The organism is Streptomyces sp. NPDC002680, assembly GCF_042889145.1.
GTDB lineage: Bacteria > Actinomycetota > Actinomycetes > Streptomycetales > Streptomycetaceae > Streptomyces > Streptomyces adonidis.
In genome coordinates this window covers 229,010-250,118 of record NZ_JBIAQP010000001.1, presented here as the reverse complement: position 1 = coordinate 250,118, position 21,109 = coordinate 229,010, and the positions used below count along the sequence as shown (strand labels likewise).

The window sequence follows — 21,109 nt, the reverse complement described above, 5'->3', positions numbered from 1 at the left end:
GGCCCGGCCGTCTGGAGGGTTACGAGCGGGGGAGCGAGGTGTTGGTGATCGGGAGCGTCACGTGCGTGCCCGCCACGTACAGGTCCGTCGGAGCCGTGCGCAGCGCGAACGTGTCGTCGTAGCCCGAGACGCGCACGGACATCACGAAGAAGCCGTCCTCCTCGGCCCTCGTCTTCACGTCGTACTCGCTCTCCCAGTAGGTCTGCAGGAAGACCTCGGTGCCCGTTTCCTCGACGCCCTTGGGGAGGGTGACCTTGCCCTGGACGGTGAGGATGTCGCCCGCCTTCACCCTCTTCTTGTTGACCTTGTAACTGATGGAACTGGACTTGGCCTTGGTGGCCACGGTCGTGTCCGTGAAGTAGCCGTCCTGCGGGGTGTTGAGGTCGCCGTCCACGTCGTAGGAGGCCGTGATCTGCACATCGCGCTGGACGTTGAGCAGGCTGTTGCCGGACATGTGGTCGATGTTGACGTCCGGGATGGTGAACTTCCCGGCGGCATCGGTGACCGGGGTGCCCAGGTCGCGCGGGTCGTAGTACGTGGGGTCGATCGGGTCGCCCCACGGGTTCCAGGTGGTGAAGAGGACGACCTCCTGGACGGTGACGGGGATGTTCGCCGCCGGGGTCCCGTCGGCCTTGGTGACGGTGCCGGTGACGTCGACACGGCGGTTGTCGTAGTCGGTGCTGGTCGGGTTGGTGCTCACGGTCAGCACGTAGTCGCGGACGGGTTCGTCGTCCAAGGGCTTCGCCGAAGCGGTGGGCACGGACAGGGCACCCGCGGCGAGCAGGAACGCGACGGTGGCGGCAAGCCGCGTCGGCAGGGACTTACTGGGCACGGTCAACTCCAAGTTTGGTCGGGACTGGAGGAGTTGCGCCGGGCGGCACCGGTTCCGCCGCGGCGCAGATGTGCGACACAGCAGGTTCGACCTGCGAGGTGGGACGGGAGTTGTACCTGTGTGGTCTCTGTTACACGGCTGTGGCAGAAGAGGTTCCGCAAGGAGCGCCGACCGAGCGGCGCCTAGGATCGCCCGCATGGCGCTGCGACCTGTTCAGGTGAACATCAAGGCTGTTGACCACGCGGCGGTCGGCCGGTTCTGGGCGGAGGCACTCGGCTGGAGCGCCTACAGCCCCGGCGTGACCACCTACGTCGGGCCCGCGGGCGGCCCTGTCTGGCCGGACCCGGTCGCCGTCGGCATCGACGTCGTTCCCGTCCCGGAACCCAAGACAGCGACGAAGAACCGTCTGCACCTCGATCTCGCCACCAACTCCCCGGCCCACCAGGCGGAGTTGGTCGCCCGCCTCCGGTCCCTCGGCGCGACGCCCGCCGATGTGGGCCAGGGCGACGACGTGCCGTGGACGGTCCTCGCCGACCCGGAGGGCAACGAGTTCTGTGTGCTGGAGCCCCGGGACGTCTACCGGGACACCGGGCCGATCGCGGCGGTGGTGGTCGACTGCGAGGATCCGCGGGCCATGGCCCGGTTCTGGGGTGGGGCGACGGACTGGACCGTGCGTGAGGTGACCGACGATCAGGCGGTGCTGCGCTCCGCCAAGGGCGGTGGCCCGTATCTGGAGTTCCTCCGCAAGCCCGGTGGGAAGACCGTGCCGGACCGCGTCCATCTCGACCTGCTGCCGTACCCCGGTGACGACAAGGCGGCGGAGGTGGCCCGGCTGCGGTCCCTCGGCGCCACCGACCTCGACATCGGCCAGGGCGATGTCCCGTGGACGTGCCTGGCCGACCCGGAGGGCCACGAGTTCTGCGTCCTCGCCCTGTCCTGACGCGAAGCGCAACATCGCCCGGTGTGCGTCCTGGTGGGCCTGGCAGGGAAGAATGGGGGCCGTACTCAACGGTCGACCCTCGGAGGAGCCGGAAATGCAGGACGCGCGAGCAGGGCAGGTCGCCGGGCCCGAGGACCTCATCGATGTGGCACGCCTGGTCACGGCGTACTACGCGCTCCACCCCGACCCGGCCGATCCCGGGCAGCGGGTGGCGTTCGGCACTTCGGGACACCGCGGCTCGTCCCTGGCGACGGCGTTCAACGAGGACCACATCGCGGCCACCAGCCAGGCCATCTGCGAGTACCGCGCCGCCCAGGGCACCGACGGACCCCTCTTCCTCGGCGCCGACACCCATGCCCTGTCCGAGCCCGCCCGGATCACGGCCCTTGAGGTGTTCGCCGCCAACGACGTCACCGTCCTCATCGACCAGGCCGACGGCTACACGCCCACCCCGGCGGTCTCGCACGCCATCCTCGCCCACAACCGGAACCGCACCTCGGGCCTCGCCGACGGCGTGGTGGTCACCCCCTCGCACAACCCGCCCGCCGACGGCGGCTTCAAGTACAACCCGCCGAGCGGCGGCCCCGCCGGTTCCGAGGCGACCTCCTGGATCCAGGACCGCGCCAACGAGATCATCACCGGCGGCCTGAAGGACGTACGGCGCATCCCCTACACCCGCGCCCTGGCCGCACCCGGCACCGGCCGTCACGACTTCCTCGGCGCCTATGTGGCCGATCTGCCGAACGTGCTGGACCTGGACGCGATCCGGTCCGCAGGCGTGCGCATCGGCGCCGATCCGCTCGGCGGTGCCTCGGTCGCCTACTGGGGCCGGATCGCCGAAGAGCACCGGCTCGACCTGACCGTGGTCAACCCGCTCACCGACCCCACCTGGCGCTTCATGACGCTGGACTGGGACGGCAAGATCCGTATGGACTGCTCCTCGCCGTACGCCATGGCCTCGCTCATCGAGCAGCGGGACCGCTTCGACATCTCGACCGGCAACGACGCCGACGCCGACCGGCACGGCATCGTCACGCCGGACGGGGGCCTGATGAACCCCAACCACTATCTGGCCGTGGCGATCTCGTACCTGTTCTCCCACCGGGAGCAGTGGCCCGCGGGCGCCGGGATCGGCAAGACCCTGGTGTCGTCCAGCATGATCGACCGGGTCGCTGCCGACGTCGGCCGACAGCTGGTCGAAGTCCCGGTCGGCTTCAAGTGGTTCGTGGACGGACTGTCCGACGGCACGCTCGGCTTCGGCGGCGAGGAGTCGGCCGGTGCGTCGTTCCTGCGTCGTGACGGCTCGGTGTGGACCACCGACAAGGACGGCATCATCCTGGCCCTGCTCGCCTCCGAGATCACGGCGGTCACCGGCAAGACCCCGTCGCAGCACTACACGCAGCTCACCGACCGCTTCGGCGCCCCCGCCTACGCGCGCGTCGACGCCCCGGCCTCCCGCGAGGAGAAGGCCCTGCTCGCCAAGTTGTCCCCGCGCCAGGTCACCGCCGACACCCTCGCGGGCGAGCCGGTCACCACGGTCCTCACCGAGGCCCCCGGCAACGGCGCCGCCCTCGGCGGCATCAAGGTCGCCACCGCGAACGCCTGGTTCGCGGCCCGCCCCTCGGGCACCGAGGACGTCTACAAGATCTACGGGGAGTCGTTCCTCGGCCCGGACCATCTGAGCCAGGTCCAGGAGGAAGCCCGGTCCGTGGTGCTCGCGGCGCTGGGTGCCTGACGCCCGCCGACCGACCGAGCAGCCGGTCGTACGTCAGGCACCGGAGCGCCCGTCCGCCGCCGGCTGCCGCAGCCGGTGAGTGCACGGGCAGCGGCCAGCCGGCCGGGGCCGCCGAGCGGGCAGGGAACGGCGTGGCCGCTCCCTGCCCCGACGGGAAGTGTTGCCACGCCCCGGCCGGTCGGCGCAGCGATCAGTACTGCTCGGTCTCCACGAAACTCCCGTCCGCGTCGTTGTCCGCGCCGAAGGTGTCCGCGGCGGCGGTCGGGTTGAATCCGGGCGGGCTGTCCTTCAGGGCCAGGCCCATGTCGGCCAGCTTCGCCTTGACCTCGTCGATCGACTTCGCACCGAAGTTGCGGATGTCGAGCAGGTCGGCCTCGGAGCGGGCGACGAGTTCGCCCACGGAGTGGACGCCCTCACGCTTCAGGCAGTTGTACGACCGGACGGTGAGGTCGAGGTCCTCGATCGGCAGCACCAGATCGGCGGCGAGGGCGGCGTCCGTCGGGGACGGACCCATGTCGATGCCCTCGGCGTCGATGTTCAGCTCGCGGGCGAGGCCGAACAGCTCGACGAGCGTCTTGCCGGCCGACGCCATGGCGTCACGCGGACGCATGGCCTGCTTGGTCTCGATGTCGACGATCAGCTTGTCGAAGTCGGTGCGCTGCTCGACACGCGTCGCCTCGACCTTGTAGGTGACCTTGAGAACCGGCGAGTAGATGGAGTCGACCGGGATACGGCCGATCTCCTGGCCCACCTGCTTGTTCTGCACGGCGGAGACATAGCCGCGACCGCGCTCGACGGTCAGCTCCATCTCCAGCTTGCCCTTGCCGTTGAGCGTGGCGAGGAGGAGGTCGGGGTTGTGCACCTCGACACCGGCCGGGGGCGCGATGTCGGCGGCGGTGACGAGACCCGGCCCCTGCTTGCGCAGGTACATCACGACGGGCTCGTCCTGCTCGCTGCTGACGACGAGCTGCTTGATGTTGAGGATGAGATCGGTGACGTCCTCCTTGACACCCGGCACGGTGGTGAACTCGTGCAGGACACCGTCGACACGGATGGACGTGACCGCCGCACCCGGGATCGAGGAGAGGAGCGTACGGCGCAGAGAGTTGCCGAGGGTGTAGCCGAAGCCCGGCTCCAGCGGCTCGATGACGAACCGGGAGCGGAACTCGTCGACAACTTCTTCGGTAAGGGACGGACGCTGAGCAATCAGCACGGGGTGTTGCCTCCAGTGGTTTGGCGCCCTCTATCTGACGCCGTAGACACCACGAAGGGTACGGGCGATACGGGCAGTGCGTTCTCCGCAGCGGACGAATCGCCGGTCTTCCCACTCCGGAGAGGAGGCTTTTCTACCGTTCGATGGCTGTGCGGCCCAGTGAGACCAAGGTGGTGTCGTCCACGAGTGAGCCGTCCCACAGTGCGGTGAAGCGGGTGATCCTGCCCCAGCGGTCCACCTCAAGGCCGACGATGCCACGGGTAACCGCGCTGTCGGACGCCGTCCACTCGTACCCCCCGCCCACCGCGCTGCCGACGACGTGGCGAACCGCCGTACCACCACCGGCGTAGGGCAGCGGGGAGACGGCGTCGGTCAGATAGGTGCCAATGCTCCGGGGGCCCACAATGTGCAGGTGGGCCGTCATGTCCTCGAAGACGGCGGCGGGCGCGAAGAGTTCAGCGGCGGCGGCGCCGTCGCCATCGCGCAGGGCCCGAGTGAGCTTGCTCACGACGTGCTTCATGGCGGGCGCCGCGGTCTCTCCGACGGTGGATTCCCCGAAGTCCGGCAGGGACCCGGACCCGTATGCCGCGAGGGCCGCCGTATTGGCTGTGCCGAAGTGCCGGCCGTCCCAGTAGTCGATCTGCCGGGTGATTTTATGACGGTGGAAGTTGACGACGCCGGCCGCGCGGATTTCGGAGGGCCCGAACAGCCCCGCGGTGTCGGTGAAGAACACGAGGGCGCTGGTCGCGTCGCCCAGAATCCGCGTGGGGTACGACTTGCCGTCGCTTGGCCAGGTCGGAACGAATTGGGACAGCCCTTCGCGCAGCGCGTCCCAGGTGAAGTAGCCCGCGCTCACGACCGCGTCGATGTAGGTGAGGGGATCACGCGAGAAGAAGGACATCCACCCGTCGAGATCGTGCGCGCTCTTGCGGGCGAAATAGCGCTGGAGCAGCACGGCCACCTCTCTGGTGGCGTGCGAGGAGTCGATGACGACATCGACTCCGGGAAACGTGAGCCCGTAGCCGGAGTCGGCGGCCGCCGCACTTCCGGGGGACAGCAGGGAGGCCGCGGCAATGCCGGTCCCGCCGAGCACGGCACCACGCAGCAGCGCACGTCGTGACTTCTGGTTCGGCGTCTGCACGTTGCGTTCCATCACATACCTTTCGAAAATGCGGATCGTTCGGTCAGGGGAGGAGGTCAGAGGATGAGGGTGGACTGCCAGCTGACGACCCTCCAGACGTCGCCGTCCGGCGCCCACACGACCGTGTAGCGGCTCCGGGTCGCGAGGATGTGCCCGCCGATATCGGCCTTGACGGCCGTGATTCCGCCGAGGAAGGCGAGGCCGCCGTGGAGGCGGACGGTCTCGTCGGCGCAGTCGATGGCGAGGTATTTGGTCCGTCCCGAGCTGATGCTGCCCAACAGGCCCTGCTTGCTGTCCACTCCGCCGTTTCCGTGGATCCACACCATGTCGTCGGCCAACATGCGGGTGAGAGCGGGAATGTCGGCGCGGATCATGGCTTCGCGGCGGGCTCGGTCGAGTTCGGGGACGGTGCCGGGGTCAAGGTCGAGGTCGGTCATGGTGTCGCTCCTGGCTGCTTGCCGGTGATGGCCGGTCGGGGTTCAGTGGTCATTGACGATCTCGCCGGCGGTGCGTATGCCGCTCCAGCGGCCGACCTCGGCTGCCAGGTCCAGGCGTTCGACGGGCACGGTGGTCGCGTACGCGCTCCACTGGTCGCGGGGGAGCATCCACATGACCTCGAACTCGTTGCCGTCGGGGTCGGAGCCGTAGACGCTCTTGGTCGTGCCGCTGTGGCTGGACTCCCCGGTGTACGCGCCGGCCTTCGCCAATACCTTGCGGAGGTGCTGGAGTTCGTCGATGGTGTCGACCTGCCAGGCCAGGTGATAGAGCCCGATCCCGCCGTGGCGCCTGGGCGGTGCGGACCGGCCGACGCCCAGGAGGCCGAGATCGTGATCGTGGACGGAACGCGGCAACCGCAGAAACACCGCGTCGGCCCGGGGTTCGCGCAGGACGACGTCCATGCTGAAGACCTCGGTGTAGAACCGCTCGGAGCGTGCCAGGTCGGCGACGAACAGGACGGCGTGGTTGAGCCGCATCGGGCCGATTCCCATCGGGGGTCCCCTCTTGGTTCGGAAACGGTGGTGTCAGTCGGCGAGGGCGAATCCGCCGGTCCAGGAGGTCTTCTCGCCGACGGCGAGGGTGAGCTGCAGGAAGCCGACGGCCTCCAGCTCCCGGGCCCGCTCGAGACCGCCCGCGTCCACGGCGCGCAGCCCGGCGGCGCTGATCACGAGGGCGAGCGCCGTCTTGGCGTCCCCGTCGTCACCGGCGAGCAGCACGGTGGCCGGCCGCCCGTTCAGCGTGCCGGTGGCCAGCGTGGCGGCGAAGTTGGTGTTGAACGCCTTGACGACACGTGACTCGGGCAGTGCGGCGGCGATCTCGGCGGTGGCGGAGCTGTCGGCCGGGACGACCAGCGAGTCGAAGGTCTCGAAGTTCAGCGGGTTCGTGATGTCGACGACGACCTTGCCGGCCAGCTGCGCGCCACGCTGGGCGATGACCTGCCCGACGGCCGGGTACGGCACGGCGAGCACCACGATGGCGCCCGTGATCGCCCGCTCCGCGTCGGAGCTGCCGAGGACTTCCACGGTCTCGCCGCTCTTGCCGACGAGGCCGGCGATGGCCTGTCCCATGTTCCCGCTGCCGATGATGCTGATGTGCGCCATGACGACCTCCATTGGTTGTAGCTACAACCATGGCACGTCGAGCAAGGTTGTAGCAACAACTATTTCGGTGCTGACATAATGCGGACGTGGAAACGCGATGGCTCACCCGGGAGCAACTGTCGGCATGGGTGCGGATGGCCGCCGTACTGGAACTGCTGCCGACGGCCCTGGACAGTCAGCTGCGACGCGACGCCCAGCTGACCCACTTCGACTACCAGGTGCTCGCCATGCTCTCCGAGGCGCCCGACCGCACCATGCGGATGACGAGGCTTGCCGCAGGAACCATCGCCACCCTCGCCCGGCTCTCCCATGTGGTGCAGCGACTGGAGGCCCGCGGTCTGTTGGAGCGCTTCCCCTGCCCGACGGACCGGCGTGCCACCAATGCCCGCCTCACGGAGGCCGGCTGGCAGAAGGTGCGGGAGGCCGCTCCGGGCCATGTGTCCTTCGTCCGGGACAACGTCATCGACGCGCTCACACCCGAGCAGCTCACCCAGCTCACCGAGATCAGCCAGGCCATCCTGGACAGGCTCGACCCCGACGCCGGCCGGGCCGGAATGTACCGGTGGTACGACCCGGTCGACTAGAACTCCGGGAGTGGCTCGTCTCGTCCGGCCTGATCAGCCGTTGAGGTGCAGGGCTGTGAGCAGTTCGATCGCCGCCGGGGACCTCGCCGTCCGGGCGAGGCGTGCGGCGATCGGTTCGGTGTTGGGGACCGGGTCGGTGGCCGATGCCGGGCAGGGGGGCTGGCGGGTGGCGGATTCCGTCGGCCTGCCGATGTGGCGGCTGGTGGAGGTCGCGGTGAGCCGGTAGGCGGCTCAGGATCAGCGTTTCTTCGGTGAGGCAGGCGACGGGTTTCCACTACGTCTGCGACCCGAACCTGAGGGTCAGGTCTCCGTTGCCGGGGGTGTGGCGCGGTTCTGTGGTCGGGTCCTGGCCAGTCCGGCCTCCACGGCGCCGAGCAGGGCGAGAGCCGCGTCGAGGTGTTCGGAGTCGTGGCCCGCGGCCTCGGAGACGGTCGTGGCCCATTCCTGGCGGACGAGGACGGTGTTGCTGCGTCCGCGCTCGGTGGAGTGGACCGTCACCCCGCGGCCGTCGTCCGAGTGGGCGCGCCGCTCGATGAAGCCCTTCTCCTCCAGTCCGCGCAGGACGGTCGAGAGGTTGGTGCGCTGGAGCCCGGTCGCGGCGGCGATGCGGCTGGGTGTGGCGGCGGGGTCGCTCTTCAGGTAGCGCATCACCATGCCCTCGGACTGCGACAGGTGGACAGCCCGCTCGTCCGTGTAGCGACGGAACTGGATCTCCCGGCTGATGATCAGTACGAGGTCGGCAAGTTCCGCCCACCGCTGCTCGTGGTCCGGCCCTGCTGTCGGGCCCGTCTGCTGCGCTTGGTCCTCCATCACGGCTCCAGGGTACGGGGTTGCCGCCATGTAGTTATGGGGGCATACTCATTATGTACTCATAGTTATGAGTACATAACTTCCCTGCGCGACTTCCTCTCCCTGGGGGCTGTCATGACGACAACCACTTCCTCCTCCCGGCATGGCGGAGCAGCGACACTCTCGCCCCATGCCACGGCCCGCGCCGGCGGCCTGCACCCGGTCGGGGTGTTCATCCTGCTGGCCGGCGCGTTCCTCCCGATCATGGACTTCTTCATCACCAACGTGGCCCTGCCCAGCATCGATGCCTCACTGCGTGCCTCCGCGTCCTCGCTGGAGCTGGTGATCGCCGGGTACGGCGTCGCGTACGCGACCCTGCTGGTCCTCGGGGGGCGCCTCGGCGACCGCTACGGCCGCCGCCGTATCTTCCTCGGGGCGCTCGTGGGCTTCGTACTGGCCTCGCTGGCCTGCGGCGTCGCCCCGAGCGTGGGGGCGCTGATCGCGGCCCGCATCGTCCAGGGCGCCACCGCCGCCCTGCTCATCCCGCAGGTGCTGGCGACCTTCCACCATGTCCTCGAAGGAGAGCGCAAGTCCCGAGCCGTGGCCCTGTACGGGGCCACCTCCGGGATCGCCGCCGTGGTCGGACAGCTGGTCGGCGGCCTGCTGGTCAGTGCCGACATCGCCGGTGCCTCCTGGCGGCCGATCTTCCTGGTCAACGTGCCCATCGGCGTGGTCGTGCTGTTCGTGGCGGCCCGGATCGTGCCCGACACCCGCTCGCACCACCCGGTCGGCATCGACCTGCCCGGCACCGTTCTCTTCGCCGCCACCCTGACCGCCCTGCTGGTGCCGTTGACCGAAGGGCACTCCCTGGGCTGGCCGTGGTGGACCTGGGTGATGCTCGCCGCCGCGGTCGTCCTGGGCGCCGCCACCTACGTCGTGGAGAAGCGCACCGAGCGGCGAGGCGAGGTCCCGCTGCTGCCGCCGTCCCTGCTGCGCCTGCCTTCGATGTCCCGCGGACTGACCATGGTGTTCGCCTTCAGCATCGGCTTCGGCGCCTTCATGTTCGTCTTCGCCCTCACCGTCCAGAACGGCCTGCACGCCGACGCCCTGCACAGCGGGCTGGCGATCCTGCCGATGGCCCTGCTCTTCTTCGCCGGTTCACTGGTCGCACCCCGCCTGATCACACGCTTCGGCCGGGCGGCACTGTCCGTCGGCGCCGTCGTACAACTCGCCGGACTGGTCTCCCTGGTGACGATCCTGCTGGAGAACTGGCCGCACGTCAGCCTGTGGTCCACGGCCGTACCGCTCGCTCTGGTCGGTGCCGGCCAGTCGATGCTGTTCGCAGGCCTCTTCCGCAGCGTCCTCGCCGACGTCCCCACCCACCTGGCCGGCATCGGCAGCGGCGTGCTCATCACCCTGCAGCAGAGCGGACTCGCCCTCGGCGTGGCCACCCTCGGCACCCTCTATCTGGTCCTGGCCCCGCACAACGTCGCCCATGCCTTCGCCGGAGTCGAGTACGTGCAGATGGGCATCGTCGCCCTCCTCGCGGTCGGCGCCGCCGCCCTGCCGCGTTTCAACAAGTCCACGTCGGCCGCCACTCCCGTCGTCGACGCCTGAACCCGCCCCTCTCGAATCTCTCGTAAGGGAGCAGTGATGAGTCTTCTCGACTTGTCGCGATGGCAGTTCGCCATCACCGTCATGTTCCACATGACCTTCCCGGCGATCACCGTCGGACTCTCGATCTTCCTGGCAGTCGTCTACGGCCTGTACTGGCGTACCGGCAGGGCGGTCTACCTGCAGATGTTCCGGTTCTGGCGGCGCATCTTCGCCGTGGGCTTCGCGATCGGTGTGGTCGCCGGCGCCGTCATCACCTTCCAGATGGGTCTCAACTGGGGTGTGTACGGCGCGAAGACGGGCCCGATCATCGGGCCGATCATCGGCATGGAGGTCGTGACGGCCTTCTTCGTCGAGGCCGGCTTCATCGGCGTCCTGCTCTACGGCGACGGCCGCGTCCGCAAGGGCACGATGTTCCTGTCCACCGTGATGGTGTCGGTCGGCACCGTCCTGTCGTCCACGTGGATCATCGCGGCGAACTCGTGGATGCAGACACCCGCCGGATTCAAGGTCGTCCACGGCCGGTTCGAGCCCACGGACTGGATGCGCGTCATCTTCAATCCGTCGTTCATCTGGCGCTGGCCGCACATGCTGGCCGCCGTGCTGATCTCGGCGAGTTTCTTCGTCGCCGGGATCTCGGCCTGGTACCTGGTCAAGGGGCGCGCGAAGGGCTTCGCCCGCCGCTCGATGTCGATCGCGCTCGGGATCGCCGCGCTGCTGATGCCCGTACAGCTCTACCTCGGTGACAATGTGGCCGGGCACGAACTGCCGTATCAACTTTCGAAGTTGGAGGCGATCGAGGGCAACTGGGACAATGGGAACACCGGCTTCGTCCTGTTCTCCGTCCCGGACCAGCAGGCCGCGCGGAACATCGCCGAGCTCGACATACCCTGCCTCGGCAGCTACATCGCCAAGGATCTCAGCTGCAAGACGGCCATGCCCGGCCTGAAGCTCACCCCGGCCGTCGACCGCCCCGACATGGCCGCGACCTTCTGGGGCTTCCGCGTCATGTTCCTGGCGGCCGTGCTGATGTTCGGCACGGCGTTCGCAGCCACGGTCCTGCGTATGCGCGACCGCCTGTGGACCGCACGTCGCTTCCACCGGTTCGTCCTCTGGACGACTCCGGTGGGGATCCTCGCCATCCTCGGCGGCTGGGTCACCGCCGAAGCGGGACGGCAGCCGTGGATCGTGTTCGGGCAGCTGCGCACCTCGGCCGCGGTGTCCCGATTGGCGCCCGGCGAAGTCCTGTTCTCGGTGATCGGCTTCTCCGTGCTCTACCTGATCATGCTGGTGGCCTACGTCGTCTACATCGTCCGCACCATGCGCATGGGCCCGGAACGCGACGACCCCGGGCGGGAACCTCCACCACAGGCCGGTCCCATTCCACTGGCGGGGCTGTCCGCATCGCTCGCCCCGAGGGAGGTGGCGGCACGATGACCACCACCCTCTGGTCGGCGACCGTACTCGTCTGTCTCCTGATGTACGTCGTGCTGGACGGCTACGACCTCGGAGTCGGCGTCGCCACCCTCTTCGAACGCGACCCCGCGCACCGGCGGCACATGCTGGAGTCCGTCGCGCTGGGCTGGGACGGCAACGAGACCTGGCTCATCCTGCTCGGCGTCGCGCTCTGGGCGGGCTTCCCCCCGGCCTTCGGCACGATCCTGCCGCACGCCTACCTGCCGATGACGGTCGTGCTGTTCTCCCTGATCGTGCGCGGCGTGAGTGTCGAGATGGCGTCCCAGGCGCCGCCCGCTCCCCGCTGGACCACCGCCTTCGGTGTGGCGTCGCTGCTGGCCTCGTTCGCACAGGGCTTCGCCCTGGGAACGCTGACCTCGGCGGTACATCTGCGGGGAGACGTGTACACCGGGTCGGCCTTCGGGGCCTTCAGCTGGTTCTGCGTGCTGTCGGGGCTCGCGGTCACGGCCGCGTACACCGCTCTCGGCTACGCCTACACCAAGCACAAGTCGTCCGGGGCGCTGCGGGAGTCGGCGGGACGACGGGGTGCGGTCGCCACGGTGGCCGGGGGAGTGCTGCTGGTTCTCGTCCTCTTCACTGTCGACACCACCGCGGCACCGCTGAACCTCGACAGTCCGGGGCGCGCCTTCGCGTTCGCCGTCCTGTTGTTGTTCGCCGCCGGGGGAGCGGCCGCCTCACTCGTCGCGTTCCCGTGGAAGCGGCAGTCCGGGGCGGCGGACACCCTGCCGTTCGGTGGGCTCGTGATCGCGACGGTGTCCGTGTTCCTCGCCCTGGGCGTGGCGCGCTACCCGGTGCTCCTGCCGCCGGGCCTCACTGTCGACAGCGCGGCCGGCCCGCACTCCACGATGGTCTTCGTCCTCGTGGGCATCGGCCTGAACATGCCGCTGGTGCTGGCCTACAACGTGTTCGCCCATCGGGCCTTCGCAGGAAAGCTCGACACCGCAGGAGCGCACTCATGACCACCCGAAGCTCGCTTCCCATGCCGGTCCGTGTCGTGCTGCGTCTGCTCGCCGCGGTCGTATGGACGGTACTGGGTCTGTTCGCCTACTTCGTCTGCCAGGGGATGTTCGGTGGCTACGCGCAGGTCCACTCGCAGCTGCTGACCACCCTGGGCATGATCGCCATCGCTCTTACCGGTGGCATCGCGTGGATCGTCGACGAGCGGCGCCCTCATGACGACGCATGAGATGTACGAGATGACCGGGCCGAGTGAGCCGGGTGCCGCCGGAAAGCCGCAGGACGACGCGTGGCTCACCGCATGCGCCGCGCCGGGACGGCAATGGTTCCGTCTGTCGGGCACCCTCCGGACGCTGGAGACGTTGTTCACCGTCGCCCGCTGGGGCGCCCTGGCATGGACGGCCCAGGCGGTGATGGACCGGGCCGCGGCGCACGAGACGTGGGGCCTCGTTGCCTTCGCCGTCACGAGCGTGCTGGCGGTGGCCGCGGGCTGGACGGCCGGCACGCTCGCCGAGCGGGGCGCACGTGCTGTCGCGGCCGGTCTGCGGCGGCAGTTGACGGGCGCTCTGCTGCCGACCGCCGGGCGGATCAGCGAAACCGGCCCGGCCGAGGCCGTGTGGGCGATGGTCGATCTCGCCGACGACGTCGCCGACTTCCACGCGGGGGCCGCACCCCTGCGCCGGTCGGCACCCCTGTCGATGCTCGCCGTACTGGTGGTCACGGCCGCGGTGCACTGGCCGGCAGCGATCGTGCTCGTCCTGACCACAGCGCTGCTGCCCCTCAACATGCGCCTGGCGGGCCTGTTCGCGCAGCACGGTGCCGGCCGGCAGGCGGCCGCGGCCCGGCACCTGAACGCCGTCGTCCTCGACAGCTTCCGCGGCATGCGGACCCTGCGCGAGCTGGGCGCGGTCGGCCGACGCGGCCGAACTCTGAACACGGCCGCCGAGCAGCTGAACAAGGCGACGATGAGCGTGCTGCGCCGCGCCTTCCTGTCCGGGATGATCATGGACATCGTCATCACGTTCTCCATCGCGGTGAACGCCACCTACATCGGCCTGTCGCTGCTCGGCTATGTGCGGGTGCCGCACGCACCACGTCTCGACCTGTTCACCGGTCTGCTGGTGCTGCTGGTGTGTCCGATGTACTTCGCCCCGATGCGCGCCAGGGCCTCCACCTTCCACCAGAGGGAACGCGCGACGGTCGCGGCCGGCGCCATTCGCGGGATTGTCGAGGACACCCCCGCCGAGGTGATCCCGGCGGTCCGTCCGCCACTGACCGAGCCGGTCGGCGTGTCGCTGACAGACGTCCGGTTCCGCTACGGCGGCGCCGACCACGACACTGTCATTGCCGACGCCGAGTTCGCACCGGGCACCTGGACCGCGATCACCGGTGCCTCCGGCTCCGGAAAGAGCACACTGCTGTCCTTGATGGCCGGCCTGCGCCGGCCGTCCGCCGGCTCGGTCCGGTGGCAGACCCCGTCCGTACGGCAGGCGCCGGCGCTCGGAGGATGCGCCTGGGTCGGACAGAAGACCGTGCTGCTCGACGCGACCGTCCGCGACAACATCCGCCTCGGCTGCCCGGAAGCCACCGAACAGCATCTCCGCCGGGCTGTCGACGCCGCCGGGCTGACCGCCGTGATCGAGGGCCTCCCCGAGGGACTCAACACCCGTCTCGGTGAGGGTGGTTGGGGCGTGTCGACCGGTGAGGCCCGCCGGATCGCCATCGCCCGCGCCTTTCTGCGCGGAGCGCGGCTCTGGCTGCTCGACGAACCGACCGCCCACCTCGACGCGGACAGCGAACGCGAGGTCGTCGAGGCTCTGCGACGGGCCACCGACGGCTGCACCGTCGTCATCGCCACCCACTCCTTCCCGCTGGCCGCGGCGGCCGACACCGTGCTCGCGATCGACGACGGCCTCCTGCACGACGCGAGGCCGGTGAACGCGCGATGAGCAGCGGCAGCCGTAGCCCGAACGGCCGTGATCGGCGGGCGCGATCCCTTGCTGCGGGAGGGCTGGCGCTCGCGGTCGTCGCCGAACTGTCCTCCGTAGGACTGCTCGGGCTGTCGGGCTGGTTCATCAGCGCCTGCGCCGTCGCCGGGGCGGCCACCGTCAGCTCCTTCTCCTACATCGCCCCCAGCGGTGGAGTGCGTGCCTTCGCCCTGGCCCGGGTCGCCGGCAACTACAGCAAGCGTCTGGTCCTGCACTCCGCCGCTCTGCGCCGGATCGCCGCAGCTCGGGCCGACCTCTTCGACCGTGCCGCAGGCGCCGACCGGGCGGAGACGGACGGCCTGTGGTCGGGAGAACTTCTCGACCGCAGCATGGCCGACGCCGACAGCGCCGGGATGGCACTGATCGAGTCCACGACCCACGTCGCCGTCACCGCCGCGCTGACCACCGGTGCCGTTCTCGCCGTAGCGGTGTCCACGTCCCTCGTACCGGCCGCCGTACTCGCGGCCGGTGTCGTCGTCATGGCGGTGATCGCCCACCGTACGCCCGGCACCGCCCGCGAAGCCGAGCAGCACACCCGCAAGGCGCTGCGCGCCGAGTTCGTCACCGCAGTCGACGCCTGGACAGAGCTGGCATCGCTCGGCGCCGCCGAGCAGTTGGCGGCCCGTACGACGGCGAGGTTCACCCGACTCGACATCGAGAGGGAAGCCTCCGCCCGGCGCAGACACCGGACCACGCTCGCCACCGGCCTGATCGGCACGGCCACGCTGACCGCCACGGCCGCCGCCGGCAGCGCACCGGACGCCCCCACGTTCGTGTTCGTCGCCCTGCTGGCTCTCGGTGTGCTGGCCCAGGCCGAGCAACTGGCGCCCGCCGCCGAAGCCCGAGCCACCGCGAAGGCCGCACACCACAGGCTCACGGCAAGCGCGCCGCACACCGCGAGCGACACCGCTGTTCCGGAGATACGGTCATGGTCCACCGAGCACGGGATCGGCTTCGCCGACTACCCCCTTCCGCCGATGGCCCTCCGGCCCGGGAGTGTCCTCGGTGCGAGCGTCGCCCGAGGCGCGACGCTCGTCGTCACCGGCCGCTCCGGCAGCGGCAAGAGCACTCTGCTCCGCGCCCTCGCCTCGTCGCTGCGGCAGTCGACCGACGCCCGCGACGGCAGGCCCGCCGTCGTGGCCGTCTCCGCCGACGACCACCTCTTCACCGGCACCCTCGGATCCAACTGGCGCCTCGCCGACGCCGCCCCGACCGACGACGAGATCGACGAACACCTCGCCCAACTGCGCCTGAACGACAGCGGACTGACCGCCACCACCCCCGTCGGACCTGGTGGGAGACAGCTCTCGGGCGGGGAGCTGCGCCGGGTCTGCCTGGGCCGGGCCCTGGCCCGCCACCCGCACGTACTGATCGTCGACGAACCCACCACGGGCCTGGACGACCGGACCGCCCGCCATGTACTCGGCATCCTCACGAACCTGCCCGACACCACCGTCGTCCTCGCCCTGCACGACCTACCGGCCTGCCTCGAATCGGCCGGACACATGACCAGGCTGCCGCTCGACCACACCTCGCAGGATGCGTCATGACCACCACACGATCCCTCTCCGGAGCCGCTCAGGACGCGACGCAGGCCAGGGCGGAGTTCCACGCCCGCTTCGAACCGGCCCTCGCCTTCCTCGACGGGCTCTACTCGGCCGCCCTGCGCATGACCGGCCATCCGGCCGACGCCGAGGACCTCGTCCAGGAGACGTACGCCAAGGCCTACACCTCGTTCCACCAGTTCCGCGAGGGCACGAATCCCAAGGCATGGCTGTACCGCATCCTCACGACCACCTTCCTCAACTCCCGCCGCAGCCAACGGCGTCGACCGCAGTACGGCGACACGGTACGCCGCCTCCTCGGACATCAGGCCCGCCGAGACCATGAGGGTGGCCCATGAGTCGTCCTCGCTGAGGCAGGCGGCGGGGGGCGGCGCGGTCGTCCGGGATCCAGTACGCGCGGCTGTCGCCGATCCAGCCGACGGTGAGGACCTTCCCGGAGGCGATGACGCTCACACAGGTGCAGGCCGGAGCGGCTGTGGCAGCGGCTGCTGCAGAACCAGCGGGGCGCGGTCGTCGCGCACGCCGTGCGCCGGGACACCGACGCGGACATCTGCCGGCTGCGCCTGCGTATGGGTTCCGTCAAGAGCAGGTGAGCGGCCGTATGAGGGGCGTCAACGGCGGCCGAATCCGGCCACGGAGGCGCTTTGCTCCAACTGTCCGAACCGAACCACACACCCCGTCTCTCTTCTCTCCCTAGGAGTTCGCGATGGCCGACCTGGCCTTCGTCGTCACCACGATCGCGGTGTTCGCGCTGGTGGCTCTCGCCGCCAAGGGGGTGACGAAGCTGTGACCGCCGAGAACATCGTCGGCCTCGTCGTGGCCGTCGCCCTGCTGGGCTATCTCGTCCTCGCCCTGATCTTCCCGGAGAGGTTCTGAGACACAGATGGGTCCCGTACCTGCCGGCGTCCTCCAGCTGCTCGCTCTGATCGTGGCGCTGGGGCTCGCCTACGTCCCGCTCGGCGACTACATGGCCAAGGTCTACTCCTCCGACAAGCACTGGCGTGTGGAGAAGTGGATCTACAAGGGCATCGGCGCCAACCCGAACACGGAGATGCGCTGGTCCGCGTACCTGCGCGGCGTCCTCGCCTTCTCCGCGGTCGGTGTGCTGTTCCTGTACCTGCTGCAGCGGCTCCAGGGCGTGCTGCCCGGCTCGCTCGGCTTCAGCTCCATCGACCCGGACCAGGCGTTCAACACCGCCGCGTCGTTCGTCTCGAACACCAACTGGCAGTCGTACTACGGCGAGCAGGCCATGGGCCACGTCGTACAGACCGGCGGCCTCGCCGTGCAGAACTTCGTCTCGGCCGCCGTGGGTATCGCCGTCGCCGTGGCCCTCGTACGCGGGTTCGCACGCTCGCGCACCGGTGAACTCGGCAACTTCTGGGCCGACATGGTGCGCGGTGTCGTACGCATCCTGCTGCCGATGTCCGTCGTCGCGGCGATCGTGCTGGTGGCGTGCGGCGCGATCCAGAACTTCGCCGGGATTCATGAGGTCGGGCAGTTCATGGGTGGGTCGCAGCAGTGGAACGGGGGTGCGGTCGCCTCGCAGGAGGCCATCAAGGAGATCGGCACCAACGGCGGCGGGTACTTCAACGCCAACTCCGCCCACCCGTTCGAGAACCCGACGCCCTTCACCAACCTCTTCGAGATCTTCCTGCTGCTGGTCATCCCGTTCGCGCTGACCCGCACCTTCGGCCGCATGGTCGGCAGTCTCAAGCAGGGGTACGCGATTCTCGCCACCATGGCGACCATCTGGGTCGGTTTCATCGCCCTGATGATGTGGACCGAGTTCGCCCACCACGGCCCGGCGTTCCAGATCGCGGGCGGTGCCCTGGAGGGCAAGGAGCAGCGCTTCGGCGTGGGCGCCTCGTCGATCTTCGCGGTGTCGACCACGCTGACCTCGACGGGTGCGGTGGACTCCTTCCACTCCTCGTTCACCGGGCTCGGCGGCGGCATCACGATCCTGGGCATGCAGCTCGGCGAGATCGCGCCCGGCGGTACCGGCTCCGGCCTCTACGGCATGCTGATCATGGCGATCATTGCGGTGTTCATCGCGGGGCTCATGGTCGGCCGTACGCCCGAGTACCTCGGCAAGAAGATCGGCACGCGCGAGATCAAGTTCGCGGCCTGCTACATCCTCATCACCCCGGCGCTGGTGCTGGTCTTCACCGCCGCGGCGATGGCCCTGCCGACCCCGGGCAACTCGATGACCAACAGCGGGGCGCACGGCTTCTCCGAGATCCTGTACGCCTACACGTCCGCGTCGAACAACAACGGCTCGGCCTTCGCCGGGCTGAACGCCGACACCCAGTGGTTCAACACCACCCTGGGCATCGCCATGCTGCTCGGCCGCTTCCTGCCCATGGTGTTCGTGCTGGCCCTCGCCGGTTCGCTCGCCGAGCAGAAGCCGGTCCCGGAGACCGCGGGCACCCTGCGTACCGAGAAGCCGCTGTTCACGGGGCTTCTGGTGGGCGCGATTCTGATCATCACCGGTCTGACCTACTTCCCGGCGCTCGCCCTGGGACCGCTGGCCGAGGGGCTGGCGTCATGACCACCCGTACAGAGAAGCAAGAGGACTCGATGTCCACTGTCACCCCGACCCGGGCACCTCACAGTGATGTGCCGACCGGGCACAAGCCCGCCGAAGGACGTGTCGGCGCAGGCCTGTTCGATCCCAAGCAACTGCTCAAGTCGCTGCCGGACGCCTGCCGCAAGCTCGACCCGCGGGTGATGGTCAAGTCGCCCGTGATGTTCGTCGTGTGGATCGGTTCGCTGCTGACCACGGTGTTCTCGTTCAAGGACCCGGGGGACTGGTTCGGCTGGGCGATCAGCGCCTGGCTCTGGCTGACCGTGATCTTCGCCAACCTGGCGGAGGCGGTCGCCGAGGGCCGGGGCAAGGCGCAGGCCGACACCTTGCGCAAGGCCAAGACCGACACCGTGGCCCGACGGCTCGTGGACGACCGCGAGGAGCAGGTGCCCGGCACCGACCTGCGGATCGGCGACCTGGTCGTCTGCGAGGCCGGCGACATCATTCCCGGCGACGGTGACGTCGTCGAGGGCGTGGCGTCCGTCGACGAGTCGGCCATCACCGGCGAGTCGGCGCCCGTCATCCGAGAGTCGGGCGGCGACCGGAGCGCCGTCACCGGCGGTACGAAGGTGCTGTCCGACCGGATCGTCGTCAAGATCACGACGAAGCCCGGTGAGACCTTCATCGACCGCATGATCGCCCTGGTCGAGGGTGCGGCCCGGCAGAAGACGCCGAACGAGATCGCGCTGAACATCCTGCTGGCCTCGCTGACGATCGTCTTCCTGCTCGCGGTGGCGACTCTGCCGCCGTTCGCGGACTACGCGGGCTCGCATCTCTCGATGGTCGTGCTGGTGGCGCTGCTGGTCTGTCTGATCCCGACGACGATCGGCGCGCTGCTCTCCGCCATCGGTATCGCGGGCATGGACCGGCTGGTGCAGCGGAACGTCCTCGCCATGTCCGGGCGCGCGGTCGAGGCCGCCGGTGACGTCTCCACGCTGCTGCTCGACAAGACCGGCACCATCACCCTCGGCAACCGCCAGGCGTCGGAGTTCGTGCCGGTCAGTGGCACCACCGAGGCCGAGGTGGCCGACGCGGCCCAGCTGTCGTCGCTGGCCGACGAGACGCCCGAGGGGCGGTCCATCGTCGTCCTGGCGAAGGAGAAGTACGGGCTGCGCGAACGCCAGCGGGGCGAGCTGTCCGGCGCCGAGTGGATCGCCTTCACCGCCCAGACCCGTATGTCGGGCGTGGACGTCGATGGCCGCAAGATCCGCAAGGGTGCGGCCGGTTCGGTCGTCGCCTGGGTACGGGAGCAGGGCGGCGCGGTGTCCGAGGACGCCGGCGCGCTCACCGACCGGATCTCCGAGGCGGGCGGCACCCCGCTGCTCGTGGCCGTCGAAGACACCGACGGGGCACGGGTGTTGGGCGTGATCCACCTCAAGGACGTCGTCAAGGAGGGCATGCGGGAGCGGTTCGACGAGCTGCGCAGGATGGGCATCAAGACCGTCATGATCACGGGGGACAACCCGTTGACCGCCAAGGCGATCGCCGAAGAAGCGGGCGTCGACGACTTCCTCGCGGAGGCGACTCCCGAGGACAAGATGGCGCTCATCAAGCGGGAGCAGGCGGGCGGCAAGCTCGTCGCGATGACCGGCGACGGCACGAACGACGCTCCGGCGCTGGCGCAGGCCGACGTGGGCGTGGCCATGAACACCGGTACCTCGGCCGCCAAGGAGGCCGGGAACATGGTGGATCTGGACTCCAACCCCACCAAGCTGATCGAGATCGTCGAGATCGGGAAGCAACTGCTCATCACCCGGGGCGCGTTGACGACGTTCTCCATCGCCAACGACGTCGCGAAGTACTTCGCGATCATCCCGGCGCTGTTCGCGGCCGTCTACCCGGGCCTGGACAAGCTCAACGTCATGGCCCTGTCCTCGCCCGACTCCGCGATCCTGTCGGCCGTCATCTTCAACGCGCTGATCATCATCGCGCTCGTGCCGCTGTCCTTGAAGGGCGTGCAGTACCGGCCGGTGAGCGCGGACAGGATGCTGCGGCGCAACCTCGGGATCTATGGCCTCGGCGGGCTCATCGCCCCGTTCATCGGCATCAAGATCATCGACCTGCTCATCTCCCTCATACCTGGAATTGGCTGA

20 protein-coding genes and 2 pseudogenes are annotated in these 21,109 nt (G+C 69.3%); 14 read left to right on the top strand and 8 right to left on the bottom strand.

Features of this window, described 5'->3' with window-relative positions:
- Positions 1 to 19: 19 nt before the first annotated feature.
- Positions 20 to 832: an acyl carrier protein gene (locus tag ACFYXF_RS01065; RefSeq protein ID WP_389346734.1), complete on the bottom strand. Its 813-nt coding sequence runs from the start codon at positions 830 to 832 to the stop codon at positions 20 to 22.
- Between the two features lie 196 nt (positions 833 to 1,028).
- Here ACFYXF_RS01065 and ACFYXF_RS01060 point away from each other — a divergent pair, with 196 nt between their 5' ends.
- Both ACFYXF_RS01060 and pgm read left to right on the top strand, forming a co-directional pair.
- Entirely contained in the window at positions 1,029 to 1,772 is a 744-nt protein-coding gene (locus tag ACFYXF_RS01060) for a VOC family protein (protein ID WP_389346732.1), read from the top strand.
- 94 nt (positions 1,773 to 1,866) lie between these two features.
- A complete protein-coding gene (gene pgm, locus ACFYXF_RS01055) occupies positions 1,867 to 3,507 on the top strand; it encodes a phosphoglucomutase (alpha-D-glucose-1,6-bisphosphate-dependent) (protein WP_389346730.1) in 1,641 nt (546 codons plus the stop codon).
- A gap of 190 nt (positions 3,508 to 3,697) precedes the next feature.
- On the opposite strand, the gene ACFYXF_RS01050 is transcribed toward pgm, so the two are convergent.
- The 5 genes from ACFYXF_RS01050 to ACFYXF_RS01030 form a co-directional block, all read right to left on the bottom strand.
- Entirely contained in the window at positions 3,698 to 4,720 is a 1,023-nt protein-coding gene (locus ACFYXF_RS01050; protein WP_369031533.1) for a DNA-directed RNA polymerase subunit alpha, read from the bottom strand.
- A gap of 133 nt (positions 4,721 to 4,853) precedes the next feature.
- Positions 4,854 to 5,873, bottom strand: coding sequence for a hypothetical protein (locus ACFYXF_RS01045; RefSeq protein WP_389346728.1), 1,020 nt, complete (start codon positions 5,871 to 5,873; stop codon positions 4,854 to 4,856).
- A gap of 44 nt (positions 5,874 to 5,917) precedes the next feature.
- Positions 5,918 to 6,298 (bottom strand): nuclear transport factor 2 family protein, encoded by a 381-nt coding sequence (locus ACFYXF_RS01040; RefSeq protein WP_389346726.1) that lies wholly within the window; start codon positions 6,296 to 6,298, stop codon positions 5,918 to 5,920.
- A gap of 42 nt (positions 6,299 to 6,340) precedes the next feature.
- On the bottom strand, positions 6,341 to 6,850 hold the full coding sequence (locus ACFYXF_RS01035) for a VOC family protein (RefSeq protein WP_389346724.1): 510 nt from the start codon (positions 6,848 to 6,850) through the stop codon (positions 6,341 to 6,343).
- A 33-nt stretch (positions 6,851 to 6,883) separates the two neighbouring features.
- Positions 6,884 to 7,459 (bottom strand): NADPH-dependent F420 reductase, encoded by a 576-nt coding sequence (locus ACFYXF_RS01030; RefSeq protein WP_389346722.1) that lies wholly within the window; start codon positions 7,457 to 7,459, stop codon positions 6,884 to 6,886.
- A gap of 86 nt (positions 7,460 to 7,545) precedes the next feature.
- Here ACFYXF_RS01030 and ACFYXF_RS01025 point away from each other — a divergent pair, with 86 nt between their 5' ends.
- Both ACFYXF_RS01025 and ACFYXF_RS01020 read left to right on the top strand, forming a co-directional pair.
- Entirely contained in the window at positions 7,546 to 8,043 is a 498-nt protein-coding gene (locus ACFYXF_RS01025) for a MarR family winged helix-turn-helix transcriptional regulator (protein WP_389346720.1), read from the top strand.
- A 55-nt stretch (positions 8,044 to 8,098) separates the two neighbouring features.
- On the top strand, positions 8,099 to 8,269 hold the full coding sequence (locus ACFYXF_RS01020; protein ID WP_389346718.1) for a hypothetical protein: 171 nt from the start codon (positions 8,099 to 8,101) through the stop codon (positions 8,267 to 8,269).
- A 74-nt stretch (positions 8,270 to 8,343) separates the two neighbouring features.
- On the opposite strand, the gene ACFYXF_RS01015 is transcribed toward ACFYXF_RS01020, so the two are convergent.
- The gene (locus ACFYXF_RS01015) at positions 8,344 to 8,853 is read right to left on the bottom strand and encodes a MarR family winged helix-turn-helix transcriptional regulator (RefSeq protein WP_389348436.1); all 510 of its coding nucleotides are present in this window, start codon (positions 8,851 to 8,853) and stop codon (positions 8,344 to 8,346) included.
- A 114-nt stretch (positions 8,854 to 8,967) separates the two neighbouring features.
- Here ACFYXF_RS01015 and ACFYXF_RS01010 point away from each other — a divergent pair, with 114 nt between their 5' ends.
- From ACFYXF_RS01010 to ACFYXF_RS00980, 7 genes and pseudogenes are all read left to right on the top strand, one after another.
- A complete protein-coding gene (locus ACFYXF_RS01010; protein WP_389346716.1) occupies positions 8,968 to 10,449 on the top strand; it encodes an MFS transporter in 1,482 nt (493 codons plus the stop codon).
- 36 nt (positions 10,450 to 10,485) lie between these two features.
- Positions 10,486 to 11,883: a cytochrome ubiquinol oxidase subunit I gene (locus ACFYXF_RS01005; RefSeq protein ID WP_389346714.1), complete on the top strand. Its 1,398-nt coding sequence runs from the start codon at positions 10,486 to 10,488 to the stop codon at positions 11,881 to 11,883.
- On the top strand, positions 11,880 to 12,881 hold the full coding sequence (locus tag ACFYXF_RS01000; protein ID WP_389346712.1) for a cytochrome d ubiquinol oxidase subunit II: 1,002 nt from the start codon (positions 11,880 to 11,882) through the stop codon (positions 12,879 to 12,881). The genes ACFYXF_RS01005 and ACFYXF_RS01000 overlap by 4 nt, the downstream gene beginning before the upstream one ends.
- Positions 12,878 to 13,108: a hypothetical protein gene (locus ACFYXF_RS00995; protein ID WP_389346710.1), complete on the top strand. Its 231-nt coding sequence runs from the start codon at positions 12,878 to 12,880 to the stop codon at positions 13,106 to 13,108. The genes ACFYXF_RS01000 and ACFYXF_RS00995 overlap by 4 nt, the downstream gene beginning before the upstream one ends.
- The gene (locus ACFYXF_RS00990) at positions 13,095 to 14,828 is read left to right on the top strand and encodes an ABC transporter ATP-binding protein/permease (RefSeq protein WP_389346708.1); all 1,734 of its coding nucleotides are present in this window, start codon (positions 13,095 to 13,097) and stop codon (positions 14,826 to 14,828) included. The genes ACFYXF_RS00995 and ACFYXF_RS00990 overlap by 14 nt, the downstream gene beginning before the upstream one ends.
- Positions 14,825 to 16,417: an ATP-binding cassette domain-containing protein gene (locus ACFYXF_RS00985; protein ID WP_389346706.1), complete on the top strand. Its 1,593-nt coding sequence runs from the start codon at positions 14,825 to 14,827 to the stop codon at positions 16,415 to 16,417. The genes ACFYXF_RS00990 and ACFYXF_RS00985 overlap by 4 nt, the downstream gene beginning before the upstream one ends.
- Positions 16,414 to 16,704, top strand: a pseudogene (locus ACFYXF_RS00980) (sigma factor); the annotation flags it as partial. The gene ACFYXF_RS00985 and the pseudogene ACFYXF_RS00980, both read left to right, overlap by 4 nt.
- Before the next feature lie 12 nt (positions 16,705 to 16,716).
- Here ACFYXF_RS00980 and ACFYXF_RS00975 read toward each other — a convergent pair.
- Positions 16,717 to 16,903 (bottom strand): annotated as a pseudogene (locus ACFYXF_RS00975) (protein phosphatase); the annotation flags it as partial.
- A 315-nt stretch (positions 16,904 to 17,218) separates the two neighbouring features.
- On the opposite strand from ACFYXF_RS00975, the gene kdpF reads away from it, so the two are divergent.
- Genes kdpF through kdpB form a run of 3 tightly spaced genes read left to right on the top strand, consistent with a single transcriptional unit; the run spans position 17,219 to position 21,109 of the window.
- Positions 17,219 to 17,308, top strand: a complete 90-nt coding sequence (gene kdpF, locus ACFYXF_RS00970; RefSeq protein WP_016434100.1) for a K(+)-transporting ATPase subunit F — start codon at positions 17,219 to 17,221, stop codon at positions 17,306 to 17,308.
- A 7-nt stretch (positions 17,309 to 17,315) separates the two neighbouring features.
- Positions 17,316 to 18,980: a potassium-transporting ATPase subunit KdpA gene (gene kdpA, locus ACFYXF_RS00965; protein ID WP_389346704.1), complete on the top strand. Its 1,665-nt coding sequence runs from the start codon at positions 17,316 to 17,318 to the stop codon at positions 18,978 to 18,980.
- Positions 18,977 to 21,109, top strand: a complete 2,133-nt coding sequence (gene kdpB, locus ACFYXF_RS00960) for a potassium-transporting ATPase subunit KdpB (RefSeq protein ID WP_389346701.1) — start codon at positions 18,977 to 18,979, stop codon at positions 21,107 to 21,109. Before kdpA ends, kdpB begins: the two co-directional genes overlap by 4 nt.

What these genes read in the sequence shown, in the direction of transcription:
- kdpB (WP_389346701.1), top strand. Translation starts at nt 18,977, where the DNA reads ATGACCACCCGTACAGAGAAGCAAGAGGACTCGATGTCCACTGTCACC.
- ACFYXF_RS00990 (WP_389346708.1), top strand. Translation starts at nt 13,095, where the DNA reads ATGACGACGCATGAGATGTACGAGATGACCGGGCCGAGTGAGCCGGGT.
- ACFYXF_RS00985 (WP_389346706.1), top strand. Translation starts at nt 14,825, where the DNA reads ATGAGCAGCGGCAGCCGTAGCCCGAACGGCCGTGATCGGCGGGCGCGA.
- ACFYXF_RS01045 (WP_389346728.1), bottom strand. Translation starts at nt 5,873, where the DNA reads ATGGAACGCAACGTGCAGACGCCGAACCAGAAGTCACGACGTGCGCTG.
- kdpA (WP_389346704.1), top strand. Translation starts at nt 17,316, where the DNA reads ATGGGTCCCGTACCTGCCGGCGTCCTCCAGCTGCTCGCTCTGATCGTG.
- ACFYXF_RS01000 (WP_389346712.1), top strand. Translation starts at nt 11,880, where the DNA reads ATGACCACCACCCTCTGGTCGGCGACCGTACTCGTCTGTCTCCTGATG.
- ACFYXF_RS01005 (WP_389346714.1), top strand. Translation starts at nt 10,486, where the DNA reads ATGAGTCTTCTCGACTTGTCGCGATGGCAGTTCGCCATCACCGTCATG.
- ACFYXF_RS01030 (WP_389346722.1), bottom strand. Translation starts at nt 7,459, where the DNA reads ATGGCGCACATCAGCATCATCGGCAGCGGGAACATGGGACAGGCCATC.
- ACFYXF_RS01060 (WP_389346732.1), top strand. Translation starts at nt 1,029, where the DNA reads ATGGCGCTGCGACCTGTTCAGGTGAACATCAAGGCTGTTGACCACGCG.
- ACFYXF_RS01040 (WP_389346726.1), bottom strand. Translation starts at nt 6,298, where the DNA reads ATGACCGACCTCGACCTTGACCCCGGCACCGTCCCCGAACTCGACCGA.
- ACFYXF_RS01015 (WP_389348436.1), bottom strand. Translation starts at nt 8,853, where the DNA reads ATGGAGGACCAAGCGCAGCAGACGGGCCCGACAGCAGGGCCGGACCAC.
- ACFYXF_RS01035 (WP_389346724.1), bottom strand. Translation starts at nt 6,850, where the DNA reads ATGGGAATCGGCCCGATGCGGCTCAACCACGCCGTCCTGTTCGTCGCC.
- pgm (WP_389346730.1), top strand. Translation starts at nt 1,867, where the DNA reads ATGCAGGACGCGCGAGCAGGGCAGGTCGCCGGGCCCGAGGACCTCATC.
- ACFYXF_RS01010 (WP_389346716.1), top strand. Translation starts at nt 8,968, where the DNA reads ATGACGACAACCACTTCCTCCTCCCGGCATGGCGGAGCAGCGACACTC.
- ACFYXF_RS00995 (WP_389346710.1), top strand. Translation starts at nt 12,878, where the DNA reads ATGACCACCCGAAGCTCGCTTCCCATGCCGGTCCGTGTCGTGCTGCGT.